The organism is Actinomyces israelii (assembly GCF_030253495.1).
Taxonomy (GTDB): domain Bacteria; phylum Actinomycetota; class Actinomycetes; order Actinomycetales; family Actinomycetaceae; genus Actinomyces; species Actinomyces israelii.
Genome location: NZ_CP124548.1, coordinates 218803 through 243287, shown reverse-complemented (window position 1 = coordinate 243287; position 24485 = coordinate 218803). Strand labels below are relative to the sequence as shown.

The window sequence follows — 24485 nt, the reverse complement described above, 5'->3', positions numbered from 1 at the left end:
CGAGCACCGCCCGGCGCGGGCCGCGGGCTGCGGGACTCCCCCGCAAGCGCCCCGAGGCCCCGGGCCTCCCGCCCAGATCCTGGCCGACGGAGGTCACTCGAAGTCCCTGTCCTTCAACAGCAGCGGACCCCTGCCCGGAAGCACGCTCGCGATGAACGTCAGGAGGAAGGTGGAGACGGCGAAGAGAATCCACGACATGCCGGTGCGGAACCACCCGGCCGGGGCCCAGGGGATCCACGACGTCTTCAGGGCGGGGAGCTCGCACCCCTGGAACGCGAGAATAATGCCGGCGTGCTGAAGGATCAGGACGAGGGCCACCGGCGTCACGAGCACAATGAGGGTGTGGAAACCCACCGCGCTACCGAGATTCAGAGGACCCTTTGCGAACCCGATATAACTCAGCACGGGCAGCTGGAGCACCCAGCAGAGGGCGACGAAGACGACAAGCGCGATGACCAGCGGGGCGGCCGCCTGAAGAACCGACGCGCCGACGCGCATAATCGCCCACAGCGCTCCCCGTCCACCGCCCGGGGAGAACTGGGACATGAAGGTCGAGTACCGCCGGCTGGCGACGCACGTGCGGGCGGACGCGGCGTGGTCGACGGTCAGCAGCACCCCGAGGACGAAGGGGATGAACAGACCGGCCGACGATGTCGCCACGACCTTCAGGGCCCTGCCCTTGCTCGCTCTCGGTGCCGGTCGGGCGCGTTCCGCCCCCTTCTTCGAGCCGCCGGAGCGGCTGGCGTGGCGCATTCCTCCTCCTCACGTCTCCTCACGACGAGTCCCGATGAACCTGTTGACGGACACGCTGCCCGGGCGCCCCGGACACGCTGCCCGGGCGCCCGCGCAGTCCCGCACCCCCCTTCGCCGAGATCGGTTCGGTTCCGGCCCAACGACGTCAGGGGACGCTCTCTGCCGCCAAGATGGACGCGCGAGCCGTGGCGCACCGCCGCAGAGCGGCTCTGCCGGGCCCCGTGAGTGCCGGGACGATGGATGTTGCACATTCGCGCACGGTTCGTGTTAGCGAAAACCCAGGAATCATGCGGAAAAGCGGTTTCAGCGGCAGCCAGGACCCGGCTCCCATGTGCGCAGTCCCCCCTCAACGCACATGGGAGCCCGGCAACCGAGCACGTCGATCGACGGGAAAACGCATGATCCCGCCAAAATCCCACCCTCGCCCCGCGAAGGCCCCGCCCTCCCATGTGCAACACCGGAGAGGACCGGAGAAGACCGCCCCCACCCCGGCACAGCTCCCACACCCCACAACCGCCCCACCACCCACCGGACGTTTTGAACCGATCTCGGTGCGGAGCCGGACCGATCTCGGCGGACAGGACGTCCGGTGGCCGAGATGCATCAGGGAGATCCACGCCACATCATGTTGATTGCTGCGAGCTGCGGATCGATGCCCGCCCGTGTCCGTCATACGCGGTGTGAAAACACAACCGCTCGTCCTCGCTCAGGACCGCACCCCGCCCGCACCGCCGGCGGCCGACCAACGTCCTCTGAGCGGATGGCTGCTCGACGCGCTCACCCGCCTCATCGCCCGCAACCCGCAGGACATCCTGCTCATCGCCCCCGAGCACCTGACGCCCGACGACCTCGTCGACCGCCTGGAGGCCGGCCTGGCGGAGGTCGCGCCGCGCACCGCGCGGCCGTGCGTCCTGCACCGCTGCCACGACCTGTCCGACCTGCGGCAGTGCGCCCACAGCACCCCCCTCTCGCCCGCCGACCAGCGCCACATCCTCGTGGCGATGGATGACGGACCCGACCCCGTCGAGTCGGGCATCCCTCACGCGGCCCGGGCGGCGGCCCGCGAGCTCGGCGTCCCAGCGCTCATCGTGGTCACCAGCGAGGGCTGGGACGAGCTCGACGACCTGGGCTCGTGCAGCGCCCTGCTCCCGGGGACGGCCATTGTGGACGCCCGCCCCGCGCCCGGGTCGAAGGAGATCGTGGACTACCTGCGCGCAGCGGCCGAGCGCCTGGAGCAGTACCACGGGGTCTCCATCCCCGAACCGACCATTGGCACCGCCGCCGCGGCCGTCCCGGGCAAGGGGGACCCGTCCCAGCCGGCCTTCGGGGAGAGCCTGCTGGACCTGTGGGCGTGCCAGGGGGCGCTGCTGGGGCGCTCGCGCATCCTTCCCCCCGAGGCCGGAGAGGCGGCCGAGGACTCCGGGCGGGGCGCCGCCGTCGGGCTGGACGTCGAGGCCCTCTTCGAGTCGCTGTCCTCCAGGGTGCTGGGTCAGGAGGAGGCGTGCCGCACGGCCGCCACCCAGGTCGCCCTGGGGGCCTCCGGGCTGCGCCTGGTCGCCGACCGCCCCCGCTGCGCCCTGCTGCTGGCGGGGGGCACCGGGACCGGCAAGACGCTGCTGGCGCGCACCCTGGCCGAGCAGGTCGGCGAGGGTGCCGAGCCGCTCATCCGGGTGGACATGGGGTCCCTGACCTCCGACCACCTCGGGGCCGCGCTGCTCGGCTCGCCGCCCGGCTACGTCGGCTCGGAGAACCGCGACGACTGGCTGACCACCCGGATCCGCCGCAGCCCGCGCGCCGTCCTCCTGCTCGACGAGGTGGACAAGGCCGCGCCCGTCCTGCGCGACGCGCTCCTGCTCGAGATCCTCGGCAACGGCACGCTGACCGACTACTCGGGGCGGACCGTGGACGCCTCCGGGCTCCACATCGTTCTGACCGCCAACACCGGGGCCCGCGCCCTGACCCGCTCGGCCACCGGCTTCGGCGACGACGAGGACCGCCGCCGCGCCGCCGAGACCGAGATCCGGCGCCTCCTGCCGCCCGAGGTCTTCAACCGCCTCGACGCCGTCGTCCTCATGAACAACCTCACCCGCCCCCGCATGGCCGGGGTGCTCGACGCCGTCCTGGCGGACCTGTCCCGGGTCGCGACGGCGGCCGGCTACGAGCTGGAGATCGGGGCCCGGGCGCGCGAGCTGCTGCTCGACGAGGCCGTCAGCAGGCCCGACGGCGCCCGCCGGCTGCAGCGGATCGTCGAGCAGGCCCTGGCCGCGCCCCTGCTCGGCCGGCCCGCCGGGACGTACCGGGCGGATGCGGGCGCCGGGGGAATCGCCGTCGTGCCGTGCGAGGAGTGCTGCACCGACTGCTGACGGCCCCGGGCCGGCTGACGAATAAACACCGCGCTTGTCCCTCGACAGGTCCGAGCACCCGGCCCGGGCCGCCGCCGAAGGAGTCACCATGGGCAAGCGCAGCCTCTACACCGAGGCCGAGATTCTCGCATCCCAGTACATGCTGACGGTCCCACCGCACCTGGAGGGCGCCGGGCGCGCGCGGGGCGCGGGTCTCGGACCGGCTGCCGCGCCCCAGACCGTGTACATCGCCGCGCGGAGCGCCCAGGGCGCCGCGGGCATGGTCTGGTCGGGGCGGGAGGCGCGGGTCGCCTCCTCCTTCGAGCGGGTCGAGTACGTCAACGAGGACGAGTTCTACGACCGGGTCCGCACTCTCCTCGACTTCGCCTACCGCAGCAAGATCACGCGCCAGCTCCACAGCTTCCGGCGCCACGGCGGGAGCTGCGGGGCGAGCCCCTTCTCCCGCCCGTCGTCGGGTCCGGGGGGCGCCGAGACCTTCGGGACCGGGATCGCCGCGGAGTGCCCGGCCTGCGCCGACTTCGCCTGGAACGTGGTATTCGGCCTGGTGTCGCGCAACGAGGACACCGGCGCCGTCGTCACGACGCCGGGGGTCATCGCCAAGCTCAACAGGCGCGGCCGGGCGCCGCTGCCGCTGGTGACCAACCTCGCCGGGTACTACCGCAGGACCGTCGAGAGGGAGACGACCTCCATGTACCGCCACCTGGCGGGCAAGGCCGGGGACCCCACCCGGATGGACGCCAAGCGGGTTCCCGGCGGCCTGCCCGCGGACGCCAAGGAGGTGGTTGCGCTGCTGGTCAACAAGCTCACGGACCGCCGGTGCACCACCATCCCCCTCGACGCCCTCGCCGACCACTACGCCATGCGGCACACGTGCGACTCCCGGACGGCGGGCGCCCGGGTCAGGCGGATCCTGGCGGAGGCGCAGGCCGAGCTGAGCACGGTGCCCACCGGCGGCACCGACTGGTGGACCAGGAGGGTGGCCGACCCCCTTGAGCGCAACGCCGCTGGCCCCGCGTCCCTCCAGGCGCCCTACGACGTCAAGGCGGACAGCCCGAGAACTGTCGGCGACGTCCTGGGCGGCGAGCTGTCGGCCGCGTCGGGCCAGGGCGGCGATCACCTTCCGGTGGACGGGACCGGGTACGAGGACGTCGGCGAGTCCTTCCTCTCCCAGCTCGGCCGGGCCAAGAACCAGGTCATCGAGGCCTTCAGCGCCGCCGGCTGCGCGGCCGACCCGGAGGGCGAGCGGGCGCGGGTGCTGGAGCTCGCGCAGGCCGAGATCGGCGCCGTCGTGTCCCTGAACGCGCCCGCAGAGCTCTCGTGCCACGCCCTGACACGGGCGGAGGTTCGCCGCCTGGCGGCCGAGTGGGCGGACGACCTCGTGGCGTCGGTGGGTGCGCGGGGGGCCGGCGCACGGGAGGCCGGCGCGCACCGGCGGGCCTGAGGCAGGGCGCGGGGCGGGCTGGGCGGACGGCGGGCCCCGACCTCAACGGAGGTACGTCCACGTCCCCGCCTGCTCCCGCCCGCTCCACGCGGTCACCTGGGCACCCGGGCGCTCGGGCGCCCAGGCGCGCCTCCGTCGTCGAGATCGGTCGAGCTCCGCCCCGAACCGATCTCGGTGCGGAATACGACCGATCTCGGTGCGGATATTGACCGATCTCGGCGAAGGGGGCGGCGGAGGGGTAACAGGCGACGGCGGACGGGGCGCCGGGGCGGTCCAGGCGGGAAGACGCGCGAATGAGCGGAGGCGCGGAACCGCCGGCGACCCCGCGGGCCGCCCCGTGAGCCGCCTCGCGGGCCCCGCCGGCGCAGACAACTAGGCTGACGGCATGACCCCCCTTGCGATCGTGCACCTCATCTGCGCCGTCGTGGTCGCCCTCACCACCGTGGTGGGCGTGGCCGTCTTCGCGCGCGCCTGTTGCACGATCGTGGCCCGCATGCGCGTGGGCCGGCCCGTGGCGCGCGAGCGCCTGCACCCGGTCGGCCGCCGCCTGGTGCGCATGCTCGCCGAGGTCGTCGGGCACACCGCCTTCAGGGGCCGCCCCTGGATCCGCGCCGCCCACTGGCTGGTCATGGTGAGCTTCCCGCTGCTCTTCCTGACCCTGGTGACCGGCTACGGGCAGGTGCTGGCGCGCCCGACCTGGGGACTGCCGTGGCTCGGCCACCAGGCCTGGTGGGCCTGGGTCGTGGAGGTCACCGCCTGGCTGAGCACCGCCGGCATCCTCCACCTCATCGTGGTCCGACGGCGGAAGACCCGCCGCGCCACCGCCCCGCCCTTCCCCGACGCCGAGGAGGGCGCAGGGCGTCCTCGCACCTCCCGCTTCGCCGGCTCCTCGGCCGCCCAGGCGCACTTCGTGGAGGCCGTGGTGGCCGGCGTCGTCGCCTGCGTCCTGGTGCTGCGCATGCTGGAGCACGCGCGCCTGGCGGTCTCCGACGACGGCGCCGAGCGCGCGCTGGCGGGCTGGACCCACTTCCCGCTGACCGCCTGGAGCGGCCCGCTGCTGGAGCCGCTGGGCGCCACCGGCCTGGCCATCGCCATCACCGTGGTGGCCACCATCAAGGTCGTCATCTCCATGAGCTGGTTCGTCGTCGTCGGACTGCAGCCGTCCATGGGCGTGGCCTGGCACCGCTTCCTGGCCTTCGTCAACCTCTACGCGCGCCGCAACACCGACGGCACCAAGGCGCTCGGCCCGGCCCAGCCGCTGCTCCTGCCCGACGGCGCGCCGCTGACCGCCGGAACCATGGACGACCTGGACGCCGCCATGGAGGCCGCCGAGGAGTCGGGCGGCGAGGTGACCCTGGGCGTGGGGAGGATCCAGGACTTCACCTGGAAGGGCCTGCTGGACTTCTCCACCTGCACCGAGTGCGGCCGCTGCCAAGACCTGTGCCCGGCGTGGAACACGGGCAAGCCCCTGTCCCCCAAGCTCTTCGTGCTGGCGCTGCGCGACCACCACGCCGCCGTCGCCCCCTACCTGCGGGCCGCCGGCGCGCTCGGCGTCGCCCCGGAGGAGGTCACCGAGGAGGTGCTGGCCGAGCGGCGCGCCGGCGGGGGGCTCGCGGGCCGCCTGAGCGGCATGACCGACGGCCTGGAGCGCAGCGACCGGCTGGGCCTGGCGCCGGGCAGCGCCCACACCGGCGACGTGCTGGGCGCGCTGCTGGCCGCCAGGGCCGCCCCCTCCGAGTCGGGCGTGGCCGCGCGCCCGGCGCCGCTGGCCGGGGAGGTCATCCCGGCCGACGTGCTGTGGTCGTGCACCACCTGCGGGGCGTGCGTGGACCAGTGCCCGGTCGATATCGAGCACCTCGACCACGTCATCGACGTGCGCCGCCAGCAGGTCCTCATGGAGTCGGCCTTCCCCAAGGAGCTGGGGCAGATGTTCCGCAAGCTGGAGTCCAGGGGGAACCCGTGGGGGCTGGCGCCGCGCAAGCGGATGGACTGGGCCAAGGGGCTGGACTTCGAGGTGCCGGTGGTGGGGGCCGACGTCGAGGACGCCTCCGAGGTCGACTACCTGTTCTGGGTGGGGTGCGCGGGCGCCTTCGAGGACCGGGCCAAGCGGACGACACGGGCGGTAGCCGAGCTGCTGCACGTCGCCGGGGTGAGCTTCGCGGTGCTGGGCAACGCCGAGTCCTGCACGGGCGACCCGGCGCGGCGGGCCGGCAATGAGATCCTCTACCAGATGCTCGCCTCCCAGAACGTCGAGACCCTCACCGAGGCCAAGGCCCAGCGCATTGTGGTGACCTGCGCCCACTGCTTCAACACGATCTCGCGGGAGTACCCGCAGGTCGGCGGGCGCTTCGAGGTGCTGCACTACACCCAGCTGCTGAGCCGCCTCGTGCGCGAGGGGCGGCTGAGGCCGGTGGCGCCGCAGGGCGGTGCGGGGCCGGGGCTGCAGGAGGGGTCGACGGCGGCGGGGGTCGTGGCCGGGCCGGGGAATGTTGTCGGGCCGGCGACGGCGGGTGCAGGGGCCGGCGCGGCGCCAACGGCGGGGGTCGTGGCCGGCAGCGCCGCCACCCCGGTGGACGCCGCCCCGGGGAGCGCGGCACCGGCGTCGTCGAAGAGTACGGAGAAGCCGGCCAAGGCGGCCGAGCCCGCCGGGGCGGCCGACGTCGTCGAGCCCGATGAGCAGGCCGGGCAGCAGGCCGCCCCGACCGTCACCTACCACGACGCCTGCTACCTGGGCCGCCACAACCGGGTCTACTCCCCGCCGCGCGAGCTGCTGGAGGCGACCGGGGCGACCACGGTGGAGATGCCGCGCAGCCGCGAGACCTCCTTCTGCTGCGGCGGCGGCGGGGCGAAGGCGTTCATGGAGGAGTCGATCGGCACGCGTATCGCGGTCGAGCGCTCCCGGGAGGCCATTGGCACGGGCGCGCAGGTGATCGCCACCGCCTGCCCGTTCTGCACCACCATGCTTTCCGACGGCGTCGCCAGCGAGGGCGCGGACGTGCGGGTGGCCGACGTCGCCACCCTCATGCTGGAGGCCGTCCGCCGTGGACAGGAGTGAGGACCCCGCCGACCGCCGCGGGCAGCGGCCCGAGTGCGGGGCGTTCCGGACCGCCCGGGCGATGCGGCGGTTCAGGCGCCGGAGCCCCGCCCAGCAGGCGGTACGCACCGCATCAGCGTCCCAGGTCCAGCATCCCGTGCCCCCACCTTCAGATCCACGCCCATCGCGACGCCTGGACCTTCCTCATGTGCCGGCACGGGGAGGGGAGCAGACGACGCGCCGTCAGCCGTCAGGGTGCAGCTGGGAAAACGCCCGCCCCCCCGACATCCACTTCCCCGTCGGCGGCCCCGGGCTGCGTCCCACTCTTGAGGACTTCCCCGAGATGCTCATCCACGACCCGGGCATCGACCATCCCGTCGGCGCCTTGGACGCGCTCGCAGGCGCACGTGCCAGATGGCGGTGAGATCAGGTGCGCTGTCGTTGGCGCGGGCCAGGAGACCGTGGCCCGGGTGCCGCGCGGGGCGGGTGGAGGGTCGTGCCAGCGGAGGGCTGCGCCCCGCGGGGCGGCCCGTCCCACCGGCTCACGGGCTACCGGCTGTCATGTTCGTGCCGGTTCGTTGTGGGTGGGGTGGGGTCTGGTGGGTGTGTTCGGTTCTGTGGTGTTTCGGGGTGGTGTGGGCTGGGCTACATTGTGTTCTTTCTGTTGTCTCTGCGATAGGCCCCGTGGCCGACTGGGTGTGGGGGTGTGTGCTGTGGATCTGGATGTGGTCTTCGATGAGCTGGCTCGTGCCGCGCGCCTGGCTGATGGGTGCGGGCAGGAGGTCGCCGGGGTGGTTGTGGAGGCCGGCGACGGCGGCGCCCTGGGTGAGGCGGCCCTGGTCGGTGCCGCGGCCTCGTTCGCCTCGGTGCGCACCGGCGCGGCCCGGCGGGCCGCGGCCGGGGCGCGGGGCCTGGCCGACGGCGTGCGGCGGGCGGGGGCCCTGCTGGCCGAGGCCGACCAGCGGGCCGCCGACGGCGCCCGCGCCCTGGCCGCTTTGAGCGCCGGGGCCGGGCCGCGGGGCCTTGGGGGGGTCTGCGGTGACGGGCGGGGACGCTCTGGCGGGTGTGGTGGTCGGCGCGGTGCCCGGCTGCCCGGGCGGGGTGCGGGCCCTGGCCGACTCCTGGAGACTGACGGGGCGCGCCCTGGTCGAGGGCGCCGACCTGGCGGCCGGCGCCCGGGCGGCGACCGCCTCCTGGCAGGGGGCCGCCGCCCGGGCCTTCACCGCCGCCGCCACCGCCCTGACCGGTGATCTGGATGACGGTGCCGAGCGCCTCGAGGCGGGCGCCCGGGCCCTGGAGGGCTACGCCCGGGTCCTGGATCGGGCCGTTGTCGCCGCCGACCAGCTGCGCGCGGCCCTGGCACCCGTCCTGGCCGCCGCCCAGGCGGCTCCCGCCACCGCGCCCGTCGCCGTCGCCGTGATCGCCCGCACCGCAGGCGCCTGGACCAACATCCTCGCAGAGGTCCGCCTCGCCGCCCTCCGCACCGCCACCACCCTCCAGGCCGCAGCAGACGACAACAACCCGCAGGCGGGCGGCGGGGCGAGCGGGCCGCCTGCGCCTCTTCCCACCACGCCCTTGGATGCCAACGACATCGCGAGGATCAGGAAGGAGGCCGATGGGCACAGGGCCTGGTCCCCCCAGGCCAGCCAGGGCCGCCTCGGTGGTAACTGCTACCTGCTGGCCGCCTTGCAGGCCTACTCCCAGACCCCGGAGGGCCAGCAGCACCTGCGCGACCACGTGCGCTGGGACGAGGACAAGCAGGCCTTCGTCGTCACCCTCTACGACCACGGCAGGCCCGTGGATGTCGAGGTCCGCGACACCTACACCAATGGCAGCCGGGGACAGACCAGCATGATCGACATCTACGAGCGCGCCTACAGCATCCACTACGGCGCAGGTCCTCTGGGTGCCGACTGGCCGAGCGGCGTAATGCAAAACATCACCGGCGGTGATGCGCACACCCTGAGCACGTGGGGAGGGTCGGGCTGGTTCAGGTGGCCGCGGAAGGAGGACCACCAGTACACCGACGCCCAGTGGGATGAGATCCAGCAGGCCGTGCAGGACGGCAGGCCCGTGGTCGGGCTAACGGGCAGAGGCGACTTCAGCCACGGCGACGCGGTCACCGCCACGACCGACACCAACAGGAGCGGCACGGTGGGGGACGGCCCCGACCAGACCCCGATCAAGGAAACCGACCAGGAGGGCACCTACCGCATCGTCGGAAGCGACTACGACCACGACCCCACGACTCCGGAGTCCGGCCACCAGTACACGATCGTGGCCGTCGACGACGAGGGCGTCACCCTGCGCAACCCATGGGGACACAACGACAATGCCGACCCCAACCTGCCTCGGGCTGACAACGACGGCCTGATCCGCATCAGCCGCGCCGACTACGAGAAGTACTTCTCCCACACCACCATCGGCGAGGCGCCCTGAACCCACCAGCCCGACTTATCGCCATCACTCAAGATCAACCCCCGGATCAAGAACGAGGTTGAAGAACGAGTTCGGAGGGGTGCTGGGTCTGGCCTTCGGAGGGCCGATAAAGGGCAAGTCCGGCAGGGTAATGGGGCCGGGGTTAACGGCCAGCAGCGTGCGGGTCCCCAGCCCATCAATATGAACGCTCTCGCCCAGGTGCAGCCTGTAGACCTCCTCCTCGCCCTCGGGATCGTAGTATCTGGGCCTCCAGCGCACCGCCGCCACCCACTCATGGTTCTCAGAGTGCATTCCCGCGGACGACAGGTCCCCGTCTGCCGCCGTCCGAAAAGATGGATCCGAGCCGCCCAGGGCAACATACTCGCCCCTCTCAACGCCCGCGGGCAGGGGGACGCTGCGCGTCGGCGGGTGGGTCCACCACAACCAGCCGTCCGCCCCCGTCGCAGCCACCACCACCACAACCACGAAAGCCACCAGCGCACGCACCCACCGCCGAGACCAGGCCCGCCGCACCACTGAGCCACCGGACGGCACCCGAGCAGGACCGGCCCACCCGGCCCGGACACCGCCGGCCTCGCCCACCCCGCCGTCATCGACCCCGCTGCCACGCCGCACCATCATCACCCACCCCGCGCACTCGCCAACCAGGAACAACCACCAGCATAACACCCCAGACACCCACACCGGAAGACAAAAGCCGTCGCACGAGCGGGCGCCGGGAGATTTTTCGGACCGTGGTTCATTGTGCCACGCCAGGCGGCCCTGTTATGCCTCTCGACTCGCGGTCGAACTCGCCCTGCGCCATGCATGATCACACACAATCCTCTTCATTCTCAGCCGGGCCGGCTTTTGCGATGATTTCTCCGCAAGTCGACAAGCAGATACGCGATATAGACCACGAGGGCGCCCAGCGAGTTGGCCAGGATGTCCCAGTTCGTGTCGTCCAGAGTGAGACGCGACAGGCCGATCTCCACTATGCCGAGCTCGAACAGCTCATTAATGCAACCGAGAGCCGACACCAGGGCGAACACCGAGAACGCCTCGACCGGCCAGCGCCCCCGCCACCCGAGCGTCAGCTTCAGATAGCACCACAGGACTCCCGTGAACATACCGCCCCCCACGAAATGGGTGGTGAAGCTGGTGTCCCGCCCCCCTATCAGCGGCGACGGCAGGAACCATGACACCATGAACAGCCCGCAGGCCAGGTACAGCAGCCAGCTCGGCCCGCCGGCATGACCGGCCCGCCGCAGCACCACCGACATCGCCGCGACAAGAGCGACGGGCACACCGACGCATATGATCCCGAAAATCAGCAGACCGACAACACTAGACATAACACTAGGCATAAAGACTCATCCACGGAAGTACGGGCGGGCATGATTCTCACAACCGCGCGGGCGACAAGAGACTCCCGGCGGGCGGCGACGGCGTCGAGCAGACAGCCGAAACAGGTGTCGAACAGGTACTGCCCGAGGCTCGGCGCGTCCACAGTCAACCACGGCCGGCCCGCCCTCGCCACCGGCCCGCCGTCGTCGCTCGATCCCGCTTACTACGCCCGTTTGTCCCTTACTACGCCCTGTAGAGCCGTACAGGAAGGAACAAATGAGCGTAGTAAGCGCACGCCCGACCCCGCCCGCTCAACCGCAGCGCCCGCCCGGGCCCGGTTCCGCGCTCGGCATAGGACCGTAGAGGGACCCGGAGGCCGTTGAGTACAGTCAATGCATGTCTCGTATCGCCATCATCGGCGGCCACGGCAAGGTCGCCCTCCTGACCGCCCCGCTGCTCGTGGCCGCCGGCCACGAGGTCGTCTCCATCATCCGCGACCCCGCACAGGCCGACGACATCACCGCCACCGGCGCCACCCCCCTGGTCCTGTCCGTGGAGGACGCCGGCACCGACGAGCTCACCCGGGCCCTGGCTGGCGCCGACGCCGTCGTCTGGTCCGCCGGGGCCGCCGGCAGGGGCGGGCCGCAGCGCACCGACGCCGTCGACCGCGCCGCCGCGATCCGCTCCATGGAGGCCGCGGCCGCCGCCGGGGTGCGCCGCTACGTCATGGTCTCCTTCATCGGCGCCTACGGCGAAGTGCCCGCCGACCACCCGATCCGCGCCTACGCGATCGCCAAGATCGCCGCGGACCGCCACCTGCAGTCCACCGGCCTGGACTGGACGATCCTCGGCCCCGGCCGGCTGACGCTGGATGCGCCCACCGGCGCCATCACCGTGGGGCGCGTCGACTCCGACGCCGGCGCGCCCACCTCCCGCGCCAACGTCGCCCGCGTCATCGCGGCGGTGCTCGCCGAGCCCGCCAGCATCGGGAGGGTCATCCCCTTCCGCGACGGCGACACCCCCATCGCCCGGGCGGTCGCCGACGTGCCGCGGGCCTACGCCGACCTGTCCTGAGCGGCCCCGCCCCGGTCGCCCCGGTAGGACCGCACCATGACCTTCACCTACACGCTCACCTGCAGGCTCGAGGCCACGTCGGCCTTCCCTGCCGTCGTCGGCAGCGAGGAGCAGCGCGCCTACTGGGTGGCCCCCGACCTCTTGGCCTGGCCGCTGTCCCTGCTCCCCCGGGGGACGGGCCGCGAGAGCGTCGTGTCCGCCTCGGGCGAGCCCGTCCCCGGCGCCGGCCTGACCCTGCGGCTGATCACCGCCCCCGACGGCGGCGCGGCGGCCGTGCACGGCCGCATCCTGGGCGCCGACGGCCTGCCCGCCCCCACGATCACGCCGCTGCGCATCGTCGGCAACCTGCCCCGAGACGTCCTGGACGCCCACCCCCACCTGGAGGGCTACATCGCCCTGAGCCTGACCGACGACGACGGCACCGCCCTGCTCGACGACGACGCCGTCGCCGCGGCCCTGACCGGCCAGGTCGCGGTGGCCCAGTACGCGGATGGCGGCGCGGAGGGGCCCGACGGCGAGGGCGGCCCGGGCAACTCAGGCGGCGGCCCCGACGACCCGGGGCACCTGGACGCCTTGACCGGCGTGCAGACCGCCATCCTCCTGGACCGCCTCTACGCCGAGGCCGCCTCCCGCGCCGAGCTGGGCGTCGCCTTCCACGCCGTCGACGACGGCCTCGGCCGCCCCTCCTTCGCCCTGTGGGCGCCCACCGCCAGGGCAGTCACCCTCCTGACCTGGGAGACCGGCGACCCACTGGGGGCCGTGCCAGAGGTGCCCGGCCCGCCCGTGCGCACCCCCGCCGTCCGCGGCGACGACGGCCGCTGGAGCGTGCCCAACGCGGAGGGGGCCGTCGGCGTCGGCTGCCAGTACCTGTGGGAGGTGGAGGTCTACGTGCCCTCCACCCGGAAGGTGGAGACCAACATCGTCACCGACCCCTACTCGACGGCGCTGACGACGGGCTCCACGCGGTCGGTCGCCGTCGACCTGTCCGATCCGCGCCTGGCCCCCGCCCAGTGGGCCGCCACGCCCGCCCCGCGGGTGCGCAACGACTCCGCCCGCACCATCTACGAGCTGCACGTGCGGGACTTCTCGGCCGCGGACCGGAGCGTCCCGGCCGCCCTGCGCGGCACCTACCGGGCCTTCACGGTGGAGGACTCCGCCGGGGTGCGCCACCTGGCGGACCTGGCGGAGGCGGGCATGAACACCATCCACCTGCTGCCCACCTTCGACATCGCCACCATCCCGGAGGACCGCTCCGCCCAGCGCGCCCCGCGGATCCCGGAGGCGGCAGGCCCCGCGTCCGCCGACCAGCAGGCGGCCGTGGCCGCGGTGGCCGATCGCGACGCCTACAACTGGGGGTACGACCCCCTCCACTGGGGGGCGCCGGAGGGCTCCTACGCCACCGAGGGGCACCAGGACGGCGGGGCGCGCGTGGTCGAGTTCCGCCAGATGGTAGGCGCCCTGCACGCCCTGGGCTACCAGGTGGTGCTCGACCAGGTCTACAACCACACGGCGGCCTGCGGTCAGGACCCCTTCAGCGTCCTGGACAGGGTGGTGCCCGGCTACTACCACCGCCTCGACGCCGTCGGGACGGTGACGAGCTCGACCTGCTGCGCCAACACCGCCACCGAGAACGCCATGTGCGCGCGCCTCATGATCGACTCGGTGGTGCGCTGGGCCAGGTGGTACCGGGTGGACGGCTTCCGCTTCGACCTCATGGGGCACCATCCGCGGGCCGTCATGGAGCGCGTGCGCGCGGCCCTGGACCGGCTCACCATGGCCGACGACGGCGTGGACGGAGCCTCGCTCTACCTGTACGGGGAGGGCTGGAACTTCGGGGAGGTCGCGAACAACGCCCTGTTCGTCCAGGCGGTCCAGGGGCAGCTGGGCGGCACCGGGATCGGCGTGTTCAACGACCGTCTGCGCGACGCCGTCCACGGCGGGGCGCCCTTCGATCCCGACCACCGCATCTTCCAGGGCTTCGGCACGGGCCTGCTCACCCAGTCCAGCGGGCTCGACCCGCGCGGCTGGGGCGACCAGTCGGCGGACCTGGCGCACCGCACCGACCTGGTGCGGCTGGGGCTGGCGGGCAACCTGAGGGACTACGTCATGACGATCTCGGACGGCTCGGTGCGCCGGGGCGCCGACCTCATCCACAACGACGCCCCGGCCGCCTACGCCTCGGTCCCGCAGGAGAACGTCAACTACGTGGACGCCCACGACAACGAGACCCTCTACGACCTGCTGGCCTACAAGCTGCCGCGGGGGATGCCGGTGGTGGACCGGGTGCGGATGAACACCGTGTGCCTGGCCACGGTGACGCTGGGGCAGTCGCCGGCCTTCTGGTGCGCGGGCACCGAGCTGCTGCGCAGCAAGTCCCTGGACCGGAACTCCTACAACTCCGGGGACTGGTTCAACGCCATCGACTTCTCGGGGCAGCACAACGGGTTCGGCCGGGGGCTGCCGCCCGCCAGGCAGAATGAGGCCGCCTGGTCCATTCAGGGGCCGCTGCTGGCGGACGCCTGGCTGCGGCCCTCGCCCGACGAGATCGCGGCGGCCCGCGCCCAGGCCCTGGACCTGCTGAGGCTGCGCTCCTCCACGCCCCTGTTCAGCCTCGGGGACACCGGCCTCATCCAGACCAAGCTGAGCTTCCCGGGCTCGGGCTTCGCGGCGCCGCCGGGCATTATCGTCATGCTCATCAACGACACCGTCGGACGCGACGTCGATCCGTCCCTGGACGGCGTGCTCGTGGTCTTCAACGCCACCGGGCACACGCTCACCCAGTGCCTGGGCGAGCTGGCGGGCCGGGACTTCCGCCTCTCCCCCATCCAGGCGAGGGGGGCCGACGACGTCGTCAAGCGCACTGGCTTCGACCGGTCCACCGGGACGGTGAACGTCCCGGCGCGCACGGTCGCGGTCCTGGTCCAGAGGCAGGATGACGGCAGCCGGGCCGGCTAGGCCGGCCGATACCCGATGCCGGGGCCCGGAGCGCGTCCCGCGAGGCCCGGCAGGGGCGACGAACTCAGCGATGCCGGCAGGCTCAACGAGCTCGGCAGCCTCCGCGGGTCCGGCACGCTCGGCAGCACCGGCAGGTTCGGCAAGGCCTCCGAGCCCGGCGACGGCCGGACCACCTCATGCCGCCGACCCGGCCAGGTCCTCGGCCCGCGCGAGCACGGCGTCGAGCATGTCCTCGGTGAGCCGACCGGTGAAGGTGTTCTGCTGGCTGGGGTGGTAGCTGCCCAGCAGCACGACCTCGTTCCCGTCGGGACGCGTGAGGGCGGCCTCGGCGCCGTGCCCGAAACGGGGCTTGGGCCGGGGCACGCCCCACCCCGCCCGGCGCACGACTCGCAGCGCCGTGTCCCAGGCGATGCCGCCGAGCGCGACCAGCACGCGCACCCGCGGCATGAGCGCGAGCTCGCGGGCGATCCACGGCAGGCAGGCGCCCTTCTCCGCCGTCGTCGGCTTGTTGGCCGGCGGGGCGCACCGCACCGCCGCGCCCAGTCGCAGACCGATCGGCTCCTGCCCGTCTCCGGCGCACCGGGAGGAGTCCCGGGTGGCCAGGCCCGCGCGGTGGAGGGCGGCCCACAGCCAGTCGCCGGACCTGTCCCCGGTGAACATGCGGCCGGTGCGGTTCGCGCCGTTGGCCGCGGGTGCCAGTCCGACGACGTAGATCCGTGCGTCCGCCGGCCCGACGCTCGGCACGGGGCGCCCCCAGTAGGGCTCGTGGGCGAAGGCGGCACGGCGGCTGGTCGTGGCGACGTCCTCCCGCCACGCCACCAGACGGGGGCAGGCGCGGCACACGCTGATCAGGGCGTCGAGGGCGGCGGCATCGCGGGCCTGACGCGCCAGGCGCGCGACGTCGCCGGCCGAGCGCGCCACGGGCGTGTCGGCGTCCGCGGGATCGCCGGGCCAGCCGGTGCCGGGAGGTACGGGCGATTCGAAGCCCGTGCCGGTCAGCGGATGCGGATCCATCACGTCTGTCACGACCCCATTGTCGCGCGCCTGTCGCGCGCACGCCGCGCCTCTGACGCGCGTCCGGGGTCCTTGAATCCGGTCGCCGGCTGCGGACGAAGACGGATGAAGCGACGGCGGGCCCGGAGTCCGTGGGGACTCCTGCCCGCCGACGGAAGGTGCGCCCGCCGACGGAAGGGGCCGGGCGGACGCAGGCGGGCGCAGACGTACGCGGACGAGTGCGGGCGGGTCGGTTCGCCTGCGCGCGGACGAGCGCCGGCGGGCCGCCTCGCTAGTACGTGCGAGGCGGCCCGCCGGCGCTTCATCCGAGCCGCCCGCGCGGGGCGGCGGCCCGCTCACTTCCAGCGCATGAGTCGGGTGGCGGTCAGGAAGAGGACCGCTCCGGCGGCGGCGGTGATGCCGCACCCGAGGAGCGCGTCGCTCAGCTCGGCCACTCCCGTGAGCGACCAGCGCAGAGCGTCGAGCAGATAGGTCAGCGGGAGGACGTGCGAGAGGGTCTGCACCCAGTTCGGCAGGATCTCCAGCGGCATCATCGCACCGGAGGCGAATCCCATGGGCATGACCACGATCGTGACGACGAGGGACACGGCGGAGACGGTCGGAACCGCCAGGCCGACGAGCACGCCCAGGGAGTAGAAGAAGAGCGTGCCCAGGAACACCGGCACGATCGACAGCCCCGCCCAGACCGACAGGTGAACTCCCACCGCCGGGACGAGTCCGACGGCGACGACGAGCACGGCCTGGATGAGGGCGGTGACGACGGCGACGGTCAGGGCCGAGCCGAGGATCGAGCCCACACTCATCGGGGCGCTCCGCAGGACGCGCATGACGCCCTTCTCGCGCCACTCGGCGATGTTCATCGCCCCGGCGAACATGCCCACGAAGGCGATGCCGAAGCCCATGACGTTGGGACCGATGGTATCGACGAGGGCGTGTCCGTCCATTCCGGGCAGGTCGCCCATGCTCAGGGCGAGGACCAGGAGCAGCGCCGGTGGGAAGACGAATGAGAAGAACAGGGTGACGGGGTCGCGCAGGCAGGTGCGCGCCAGTGAGGCGGTGAGTGTCTTGTAGGCGGTCATGACGTGTACTCCTTTCCGGTCAGCTCGATGAACGCGTCCTCCAGCGTCGGGCCGTGCACCTGCGCACCCTCGACCGGCACACCCGCCGCACCGAAGGCCGCGAACGCCTCCCCCACATCACGCACACGCACCACCAGCCCATCAGCACCCGACTCGACACCCACAACCGGACCCAGCCCCACGACCACATCCGCACAACCACCAGCACCCGGCAACAGCACCGACGCACCACCACCAGCACCAGCCACCAACGACGACGGAGACCCCGTGGCCACCACCCGACCACCATCGAGAACACTCACCACATCGCACAAGCGCTCGGCCTCCTCCAAATAATGAGTCGTGTACACCACCGTCGTCCCCTCCTCACGCACCGACCCCAGCAGACCCACCAGATCATGCCGCGCCGTCGCATCCAGAGCCGCCGTCGGCTCATCCAGGAACAACACCTCCGGACGATGCACCATCGCCGACGCCACCGCCAGCTTCTGACGCTCACCCCCCGACAACCTCTCCACACGCGTGTCCCTGACCCGCGTGAGGCCGAAGGAGTCGCGGACCTGCTCGGCGCGGGCGGCCGAGGCCCCGAAGATCGCGGCCACCGTCGACAAGTGCTCCCACACCGTGGCCCGCGAGAAGAACGCCGTGGCCTGCGGCTGAATACCCACCCGAGCCAGCAGACCCGGATCCCTGGGCAACGGCGCCCGACCCAGCAGCTCCACACCACCGGCCTCGCACCGACGAACACCCTGAACAATCTCCACCAGAGTCGTCTTACCCGCACCATTAGGACCGATCACACCATGGAACGAACCCCGCTCCACAACAAGATCCACCCCCCGCAGCACCTCACGACCCCCATACGACTGACGCACACCACGCACAACCACCGGTGCCGCGGCGGTCGCCGCAACGGGCTCGGCGGCGGTGGGGACCGTCTCCGCTCTGCGGCCGGCGGCGGCCCGGGGCGGCCCCTCCGAGGGGCGCGCCGGCCGGGAGGGGGCCGGACGCGGACGATCAAGGACAATGGTCATGCCTGTCTCCTCTGCTCGGGCGACGGCGGCGAGCCGTCGATCTGTGTGACGGCATCAGCATCCCGCGGCGGCGGGGGGCGTGGATTCCTTCTTCCCGTCCCGGGGCGGTCCTCCTTTAGTCGGAGTCGAACTGAAGTCGACTACGCTTAGGACCAACCTGAATCTGAAAGGTCGCCGATGCCATCCCTGTCGCCGCCGACGCTCCGCCGCGCCCCCGCCCGGCTGCGGGCGGCCTGGCGCGCCCGCTGGGGGCTGTACACCCTGACGGCCACCAGCCTGTGCCTCTCCGCCCTGTCACTGATGTCCCTGGACCTCGAGGTCTTCGCCCTCCTCGGAATCCTCGTTCCCTGGGGGCTTCTGCTGCTGTCCCGTTTTCCGTGGACGGTCACCGCGGTCATGGCGCTGAGCACGGCCTGCACCATCGGCGCCGGCGAGTTCACAGGAACCGTGGTCGCCACGTGGCTCGCGCTGCTCATCCTCCTGCGGGCCCGTCGCCGCCCCCAGGCCCTGGTCATCGCGGCGGCCACCGCGAGCGGGAATCTCCTGGCCTGGCACGCGGGCCAGAACATGGGAGTGTTCATCCAGCAACAGACTTCATGGTTCTTCATCTGCTTCGGGATGGCCGCTGTGCTGCGCAGGGCCGACGCGAGCGTGGCCAGGGCCGAGACCGCCAGAACCGAGGCCCTGCGCAACCAACGAGCCCTCATCGCCCGCGAGCTCCACGACACCCTCGCCCGCGCCAACACCCACATCGTCCTCCTAGCCCAAAACGCCCGCAACAACCCCCACGACCACCACCAAACCACCACCGCCCTCAACGACATCATCACCACCGGCCGACAATCCGTCACCGACCTGCGCACCATGCTCCGCCTCCTCCGACAGGACACCACCACCCCACTCGACCCCACACCCACCACAGACCTACCCACCGCCCTGACCCAAGCCCACCACGACCTGACCACCGCCGGCCTGCACACCACCATCACCCACCAAGGAGACCTCACCAACCTACCCCCCACCCTGACCACCACCCTGACCCGCATCCTCCACGAATCCACCGCCAACATGATCAAGCACGCCGCCCCCGACGCCCAGTGCACCATCCAACTCGACATCACCGACACCCACGCCGAACTCCTGGTCATCAACCCCCTGGCCAACCACCACCACGACCAACAACTCTCCTCCGGACTCGGACTCCTCAGCATCCAAGAACGCACCCGCGCCCTAGGAGGCACCACCACCATCACCCCCACCGACCACCAATGGATCCTCCACACCACCCTCCCCCTCACACCCAAGGACACCCCATGACCCACCAGAACCCGACCGGCACCATCCGCGTCATCGTCGTCGATGACGACGCCATCGTCCGCGAGACGCTGTCCTCGATCCTCGGCTCCGAGCCGGACATCGACGTCATCGCCACCGCGGCCGACGGCGCCGAGGCCGTCGGCCTCGTCCACGAGCGCACCATCGACGTCGCCCTCATGGACATCCAGATGCCCGTGCTCAATGGCGTGGAGGCGACCTCCCGGATTCTGGAGACCAGCGAGAGGACGCGGGTCCTCCTGCTCACCACCTTCGACGACGACACGTTCCTCGACGGCGGGATCGCCGCCGGCGCCTCCGGCTTCCTACTCAAGACGACGCGCCCGACGGAGATCGCGGGGATGATCCGCACCATCCACGCCGGCGGCAAGGTCCTCTCGCCCGAGCCGACGAGCCGGATCCTGGACCGATACCTTCACGGTCAGTCCCCCAATGCCGGCACCATCACGGACCTGGACCTGTCCGACCGCGAGCAGCAGGTGCTCCGCCTCCTGTGCCAGGCCCGAACGAACCATCAGATCGCGCGCCAGATGAACGTCGCGGAGACCACCGTCAAGACCCACGTCTCCTCCATCATGCGGAAGATGGACGTCGGCAGCCGCCTCGAGATCGTCGTCGAGGCGCACAAGAGGGGCATCGGAGGCTGACGGGCCGCCGACTGCGCCCGCACACCGATCACCTCCTCCGACGAAAAGAGGAGACCCCGAGGACCCAAGTGAGGAATCGCACACCCGAGCGGATCGACCAGGGTGGAGGCCATCCCACCGGGATGACAAGCAGCCCACCGACAAGGAAATCACTCAGATGCGCCGTTCCCTCCACGCCCTCTCCGCCCTCGCCCTGACCACCTCGCTCCTGGGGCTCGCCGCCCCCGCGGCGGCCGCCCCGTCGTCGCCGACGCCGTCCCCGCAGGGCGCATCGCACTCGGCGCCCGCGGCGAGTTGGAGAGGTTGTCTCGCTATCTGGAGTTGCCACGGCTAATAAGGCCAATAATCAGCGGAATCAGTTGTTCGCTCACCCTCACCTCCTCACCACCGTGCGGGCCCGTCCCATCCTGACGGGCCCGCACAGGACGTTTCCGGCGGGCGTCGCCAGGACGAGGACGTAGCCGAGGACCGCGACGGCCATCACCCAGCCGCCCTCGACCCAGCCGGCGCGCCACTGCCCCCGTGCCGTGAGGGCCGCCGACAGGCCGACGGCCGCCCACGAGACGGGAACCAGGAGGAGGTCCGCCCTCCGGCGCGCCCAGACCAGGAAGGTCGTCAGGTGGACGGAGACCGAGCAGAGCACGAGCGGGAGCCACCATCGAATATGGCCCGTCATCATCAGGGGGATGAAGCTGGTGGTGGTGACGACCCCTTCCGCGATTGCGGTTGCCTGGACCCAGGCCGCGCCCCGGCGCCCCAGCCGGGTGGGGGGCGGGGTCGGGCGGGTCCTGGTCCAGCACCAGAGGGTCGCGAGCGCGATGAGGACGGCGACAAGGAGCCCGGGCGGGCCCGCGAGCACCGCTCCCGGGAGGGACATGGCGATCGCGCTGCAGGTCAGGATGACGAGGGCGCCGGGGGAGGCGGCGCTCGGGCGGGCGGTTGTCTCGTTCACGGGTCTTCCTCTCAGGAGAAGGGGTGCGGGCGGTCCCGCAGGCGGTCGGGCGCGACGGCGCCGACGTGCCGGGAGTAGTCGAAGGGTCTGCGCATGGTCAGAACGCGCTGGCGGTGCCATCCGAAGTCGAGGGGGGCGAGCCCCGGCGCCAGGACCGACCAGGTCTCCAGCCCGAGTGCGGACTCGACCGGTGCGGTGCAGCGCACCGCGAGCGGCTCGACGCCGATCCTCCCCAGGGACCCCACCAGCGTTGACAGGAGCTCGGCCGCCCCCATGCGGGCCAGGGGACCGACGGTCACGACCTCGTCGAGCGGCAGGGCGGGGCCGTCGCCGAGGTAGTCGTCGAGATCCTCGGCGCCCTCGGGAAGCAGGCACTGGAGCGGGTGGTCGTCGATCTCCCTGACCAGCGAGGGGTCCCGCCGCAGCTCCAGGCAGCGGGCACGGTCGGCCTCCACGGCCCTCGTGCGCTCGGGCAGGTAGGTCCACGCCTCCTCGACGGCGCACCGCGCCGCGCGGGCGGGCTCCGGGTGGGCGGCGGCGCCGACGGCGGCGGCGCTCGTGGCGCGGGCGACGGCGACCATGATGGGAAGGCCGGTCTCGGAGGGCAGGGAGAGCAGCTCGATCCGGTGGCCCAGGAGCGAGGCCCGGGTCAGGAGCGGGCGCAGTCCCGGAACGGACTCGGCGTCGATCCGCCGACCGGGCACCCGCGCGTACCAGCTGTTGACGAAGGCGTCGCGCTCGATGAGCTCCATGAGACCGAAGACGATCGCCTCCTGCCGGGTTGAGCCGGTGGCGACGCCGGAGGAGCACACCATCGCCCAGCGGGACGTGGACAGCGGCTGGCCGAAGAAGGCGAGGTCCCGCGGCACGAGGACGGCGCGACCATCGCGCAGGGACTCGGAGGCGACCCACTCGTGCGGGTCGTGCGGGGAGAAGGGGACCATGATGTCCCGGTAGGCGGCGGGCCCGTAGTCCCCGAAGTCCCCGGGCACCCGGTGCTCCCTGCCGGAGGCGGCGAGGTCGGCCTGGGCGGCCAGGACGGTGGTGCCCGTGTGCTGGCGGGAGCCGACGACCCTCTCCAGGCTCTCCAGCATGGCTGCCGTGCGGCTGCGGGCGTAGGAGGCGGCCTGACCGCTCCAGGTCAGGGGGCGCACGCGGCCGTCGTTCCACACGGGGGTCTGGCCCGCGACGGGGGCCGTGGTCTCCCAGTCGAGCCGTTGGTCGGCGTCGGCCGCGACCATGCCGCACACGGGGTTGATGAGGGCCTCGGGGTCCAGGGGGAGGTCGTCGAGCCCACGACGGCGCAGCGGGCCGGAGCCGTCGGAGCGCGTCGGTCCGGTCTCCCCGACGAGGACGGCGAGCTCGCCCCGACGGATGCGGCTCGTCACGATGTCGAGCTCCCAGACGGGAACCCGCCAGCCCGTGCCGAGGCGGACGGGGCTCGGGCTCAGGACGTCCGCCAGCGCCTGGAGGCCCTCCGCGTCCGCGCGACGACGCGGCACGAGGTCCCGGCGCCCCAGGAGCGGGTTGCCCAGGCTGTACTGGCCCTGGACGATGGGCGATCGGGTCGCGGCCCAGCGGGTGCGCAGCAGCGCGTAGGCGCCCTCGATCCCGGCGGCCCACGCGGGCCAGACGAGCAGGGTCCGTTCGCTGCGGAAGACCCTGGTGCCCGGGGGCGGGTCCACCTCGTTCTCCAGGTCCCAGACGGCCGGCGGCGCCCCGAGGGCGGTGGTCGGGCCGAATCGGTATCCGCGCGCCGTCGGGGCGGCGAGTGTCCCGCGCATCATGACTCGTGCTCCTTTCCGGTCAGCTCGATGAACGCGTCCTCCAGCGTCGGGCCGTGCACCTGCGCACCCTCGACCGGCACACCCGCCGCACCGAAGGCCGCGAACGCCTCCCCCACATCACGCACACGCACCACCAGCCCATCAGCACCCGACTCGACACCCACAACCGGACCCAGCCCCACGACCACATCCGCACAACCACCAGCACCCGGCAACAGCACCGACGCACCACCACCAGCACCAGCCACCAACGACGACGGAGACCCCGTGGCCACCACCCGACCACCATCGAGAACACTCACCACATCGCACAAGCGCTCGGCCTCCTCCAAATAATGAGTCGTGTACACCACCGTCGTCCCCTCCTCACGCACCGACCCCAGCAGACCCACCAGATCATGCCGCGCCGTCGCATCCAGAGCCGCCGTCGGCTCATCCAGGAACAACACCTCCGGACGATGCACCATCGCCGACGCCACCGCCAGCTTCTGACGCTCACCCCCCGAGAGCCTCTCCACACGCGTGTCCCTGACCCGCGTGAGGCCGAAGGAGTCGCGGACCTGCTCGGCGCGGGCGGCCGAGGCCCCGAAGATCGCGGCCACCGTCGACAAGTGCTCCCACACCGTGGCCCGCGAGAAGAACGCCGTGGCCTGCGGCTGAATACCCACCCGAGCCAGCAGACCCGGATCCCTGGGCAACGGCGCCCGACCCAGCAGCTCCACACCACCGGCCTCGCACCGACGAACACCCTGAACAATCTCCACCAGAGTCGTCTTACCCGCACCATTAGGACCGATCACACCATGGAACGAACCCCGCTCCACAACAAGATCCACCCCCCGCAGCACCTCACGACCCCCATACGACTGACGCACACCACGCACAACCACCGGTTGCATGCGATCTCCTTTCATGATCGTGCCCGTTCGTTCTGGTCGGCCCGCTCGCGCGGGCGACGGTCCCCGGGTGCGCCACCGGGGTGGCGCGCGCCCGGAGACCATCGATCGCCGAGACCGCATCCCGGCATGCGCCCCGCATCATGCTCAGGCGGTCGCGCAGGACGACGTCGAGGAGCAGGACGAGCAGCTGGATGTGGACGAGGAGCAGGTCGATCCGAACACCGTGTCCGAGTAGTCCAGGTAGTCCTTGACCTCGAAGGTCTCGACGTCGAGCTCACCGAGCTCACCGGCGATCGCGGCGGCGGCGGAAGCGGCATTGCTGGTCATCATTGATTTCCTTTCACAAGTCCGGT

At 72.2% G+C, this 24485-nt stretch carries 18 protein-coding genes; 8 read left to right on the top strand and 10 right to left on the bottom strand.

Features of this window, described 5'->3' with window-relative positions; all coding sequences use genetic code 11:
* Positions 1–93 precede the first annotated feature (93 nt).
* Positions 94–753 (bottom strand): hypothetical protein, encoded by a 660-nt coding sequence (locus tag AIF0345_RS00965; RefSeq protein ID WP_285296867.1) that lies wholly within the window; start codon positions 751–753, stop codon positions 94–96.
* Positions 754–1433: 680 nt separating this feature from the next.
* Between AIF0345_RS00965 and AIF0345_RS00960 the strand changes: the two genes are divergently transcribed.
* The 4 genes from AIF0345_RS00960 (at position 1434) to AIF0345_RS00945 (ending at position 10030) form a co-directional block, all read left to right on the top strand.
* A complete protein-coding gene (locus AIF0345_RS00960; protein WP_285296866.1) occupies positions 1434–3116 on the top strand; it encodes an AAA family ATPase in 1683 nt (560 codons plus the stop codon).
* Between the two features lie 34 nt (positions 3117–3150).
* A complete protein-coding gene (locus tag AIF0345_RS00955) occupies positions 3151–4557 on the top strand; it encodes a hypothetical protein (protein WP_285296865.1) in 1407 nt (468 codons plus the stop codon).
* 385 nt (positions 4558–4942) lie between these two features.
* Positions 4943–7612 (top strand): heterodisulfide reductase-related iron-sulfur binding cluster, encoded by a 2670-nt coding sequence (locus AIF0345_RS00950; RefSeq protein WP_285296864.1) that lies wholly within the window; start codon positions 4943–4945, stop codon positions 7610–7612.
* A 1017-nt stretch (positions 7613–8629) separates the two neighbouring features.
* Positions 8630–10030: a cysteine protease gene (locus AIF0345_RS00945; RefSeq protein ID WP_285296863.1), complete on the top strand. Its 1401-nt coding sequence runs from the start codon at positions 8630–8632 to the stop codon at positions 10028–10030.
* Between the two features lie 24 nt (positions 10031–10054).
* Here AIF0345_RS00945 and AIF0345_RS00940 read toward each other — a convergent pair whose 3' ends face one another.
* Both AIF0345_RS00940 and AIF0345_RS00935 read right to left on the bottom strand, forming a co-directional pair.
* A complete protein-coding gene (locus AIF0345_RS00940) occupies positions 10055–10504 on the bottom strand; it encodes a hypothetical protein (RefSeq protein ID WP_285296862.1) in 450 nt (149 codons plus the stop codon).
* Between the two features lie 359 nt (positions 10505–10863).
* A complete protein-coding gene (locus tag AIF0345_RS00935) occupies positions 10864–11364 on the bottom strand; it encodes a hypothetical protein (protein ID WP_285296861.1) in 501 nt (166 codons plus the stop codon).
* Between the two features lie 388 nt (positions 11365–11752).
* Between AIF0345_RS00935 and AIF0345_RS00930 the strand changes: the two genes are divergently transcribed.
* On the top strand, positions 11753–12430 hold the full coding sequence (locus AIF0345_RS00930) for an SDR family oxidoreductase (RefSeq protein ID WP_285296860.1): 678 nt from the start codon (positions 11753–11755) through the stop codon (positions 12428–12430).
* A 36-nt stretch (positions 12431–12466) separates the two neighbouring features.
* Positions 12467–15385 carry a pullulanase-type alpha-1,6-glucosidase gene (pulA, locus tag AIF0345_RS00925; protein WP_285296859.1) on the top strand — a complete coding sequence of 973 codons (2919 nt, stop codon included), beginning with the start codon at positions 12467–12469 and terminating at the stop codon, positions 15383–15385.
* A 174-nt stretch (positions 15386–15559) separates the two neighbouring features.
* Here pulA and AIF0345_RS00920 read toward each other — a convergent pair whose 3' ends face one another.
* The 3 genes from AIF0345_RS00920 to AIF0345_RS00910 form a co-directional block, all read right to left on the bottom strand.
* On the bottom strand, positions 15560–16402 hold the full coding sequence (locus AIF0345_RS00920; protein ID WP_285297867.1) for a uracil-DNA glycosylase: 843 nt from the start codon (positions 16400–16402) through the stop codon (positions 15560–15562).
* 332 nt (positions 16403–16734) lie between these two features.
* Positions 16735–17478: an ABC transporter permease gene (locus AIF0345_RS00915; RefSeq protein WP_268917272.1), complete on the bottom strand. Its 744-nt coding sequence runs from the start codon at positions 17476–17478 to the stop codon at positions 16735–16737.
* Positions 17475–18512, bottom strand: a complete 1038-nt coding sequence (locus tag AIF0345_RS00910) for an ABC transporter ATP-binding protein (protein ID WP_285296858.1) — start codon at positions 18510–18512, stop codon at positions 17475–17477. The genes AIF0345_RS00915 and AIF0345_RS00910 overlap by 4 nt, the downstream gene beginning before the upstream one ends.
* A gap of 177 nt (positions 18513–18689) precedes the next feature.
* On the opposite strand from AIF0345_RS00910, the gene AIF0345_RS00905 reads away from it, so the two are divergent.
* Together AIF0345_RS00905 and AIF0345_RS00900 are read left to right on the top strand one after the other, a co-directional pair.
* Positions 18690–19829: a sensor histidine kinase gene (locus AIF0345_RS00905; RefSeq protein WP_273167427.1), complete on the top strand. Its 1140-nt coding sequence runs from the start codon at positions 18690–18692 to the stop codon at positions 19827–19829.
* Positions 19826–20494: a response regulator transcription factor gene (locus tag AIF0345_RS00900; protein WP_268917269.1), complete on the top strand. Its 669-nt coding sequence runs from the start codon at positions 19826–19828 to the stop codon at positions 20492–20494. Before AIF0345_RS00905 ends, AIF0345_RS00900 begins: the two co-directional genes overlap by 4 nt.
* A 373-nt stretch (positions 20495–20867) precedes the next feature.
* Here AIF0345_RS00900 and AIF0345_RS00895 read toward each other — a convergent pair whose 3' ends face one another.
* From AIF0345_RS00895 to AIF0345_RS00880, 4 genes are all read right to left on the bottom strand, one after another.
* Complete coding sequence (locus tag AIF0345_RS00895) at positions 20868–21446, bottom strand: hypothetical protein (protein WP_268917268.1); 579 nt, start codon at positions 21444–21446, stop codon at positions 20868–20870.
* 11 nt (positions 21447–21457) lie between these two features.
* Positions 21458–23233: a YcaO-like family protein gene (locus AIF0345_RS00890; RefSeq protein ID WP_268917267.1), complete on the bottom strand. Its 1776-nt coding sequence runs from the start codon at positions 23231–23233 to the stop codon at positions 21458–21460.
* Positions 23230–24132: an ABC transporter ATP-binding protein gene (locus tag AIF0345_RS00885; protein ID WP_268917266.1), complete on the bottom strand. Its 903-nt coding sequence runs from the start codon at positions 24130–24132 to the stop codon at positions 23230–23232. Before AIF0345_RS00885 ends, AIF0345_RS00890 begins: the two co-directional genes overlap by 4 nt.
* 144 nt (positions 24133–24276) lie before the next feature.
* On the bottom strand, positions 24277–24462 hold the full coding sequence (locus AIF0345_RS00880; protein WP_268917265.1) for a thiazolylpeptide-type bacteriocin: 186 nt from the start codon (positions 24460–24462) through the stop codon (positions 24277–24279).
* Positions 24463–24485 lie beyond the last annotated feature (23 nt).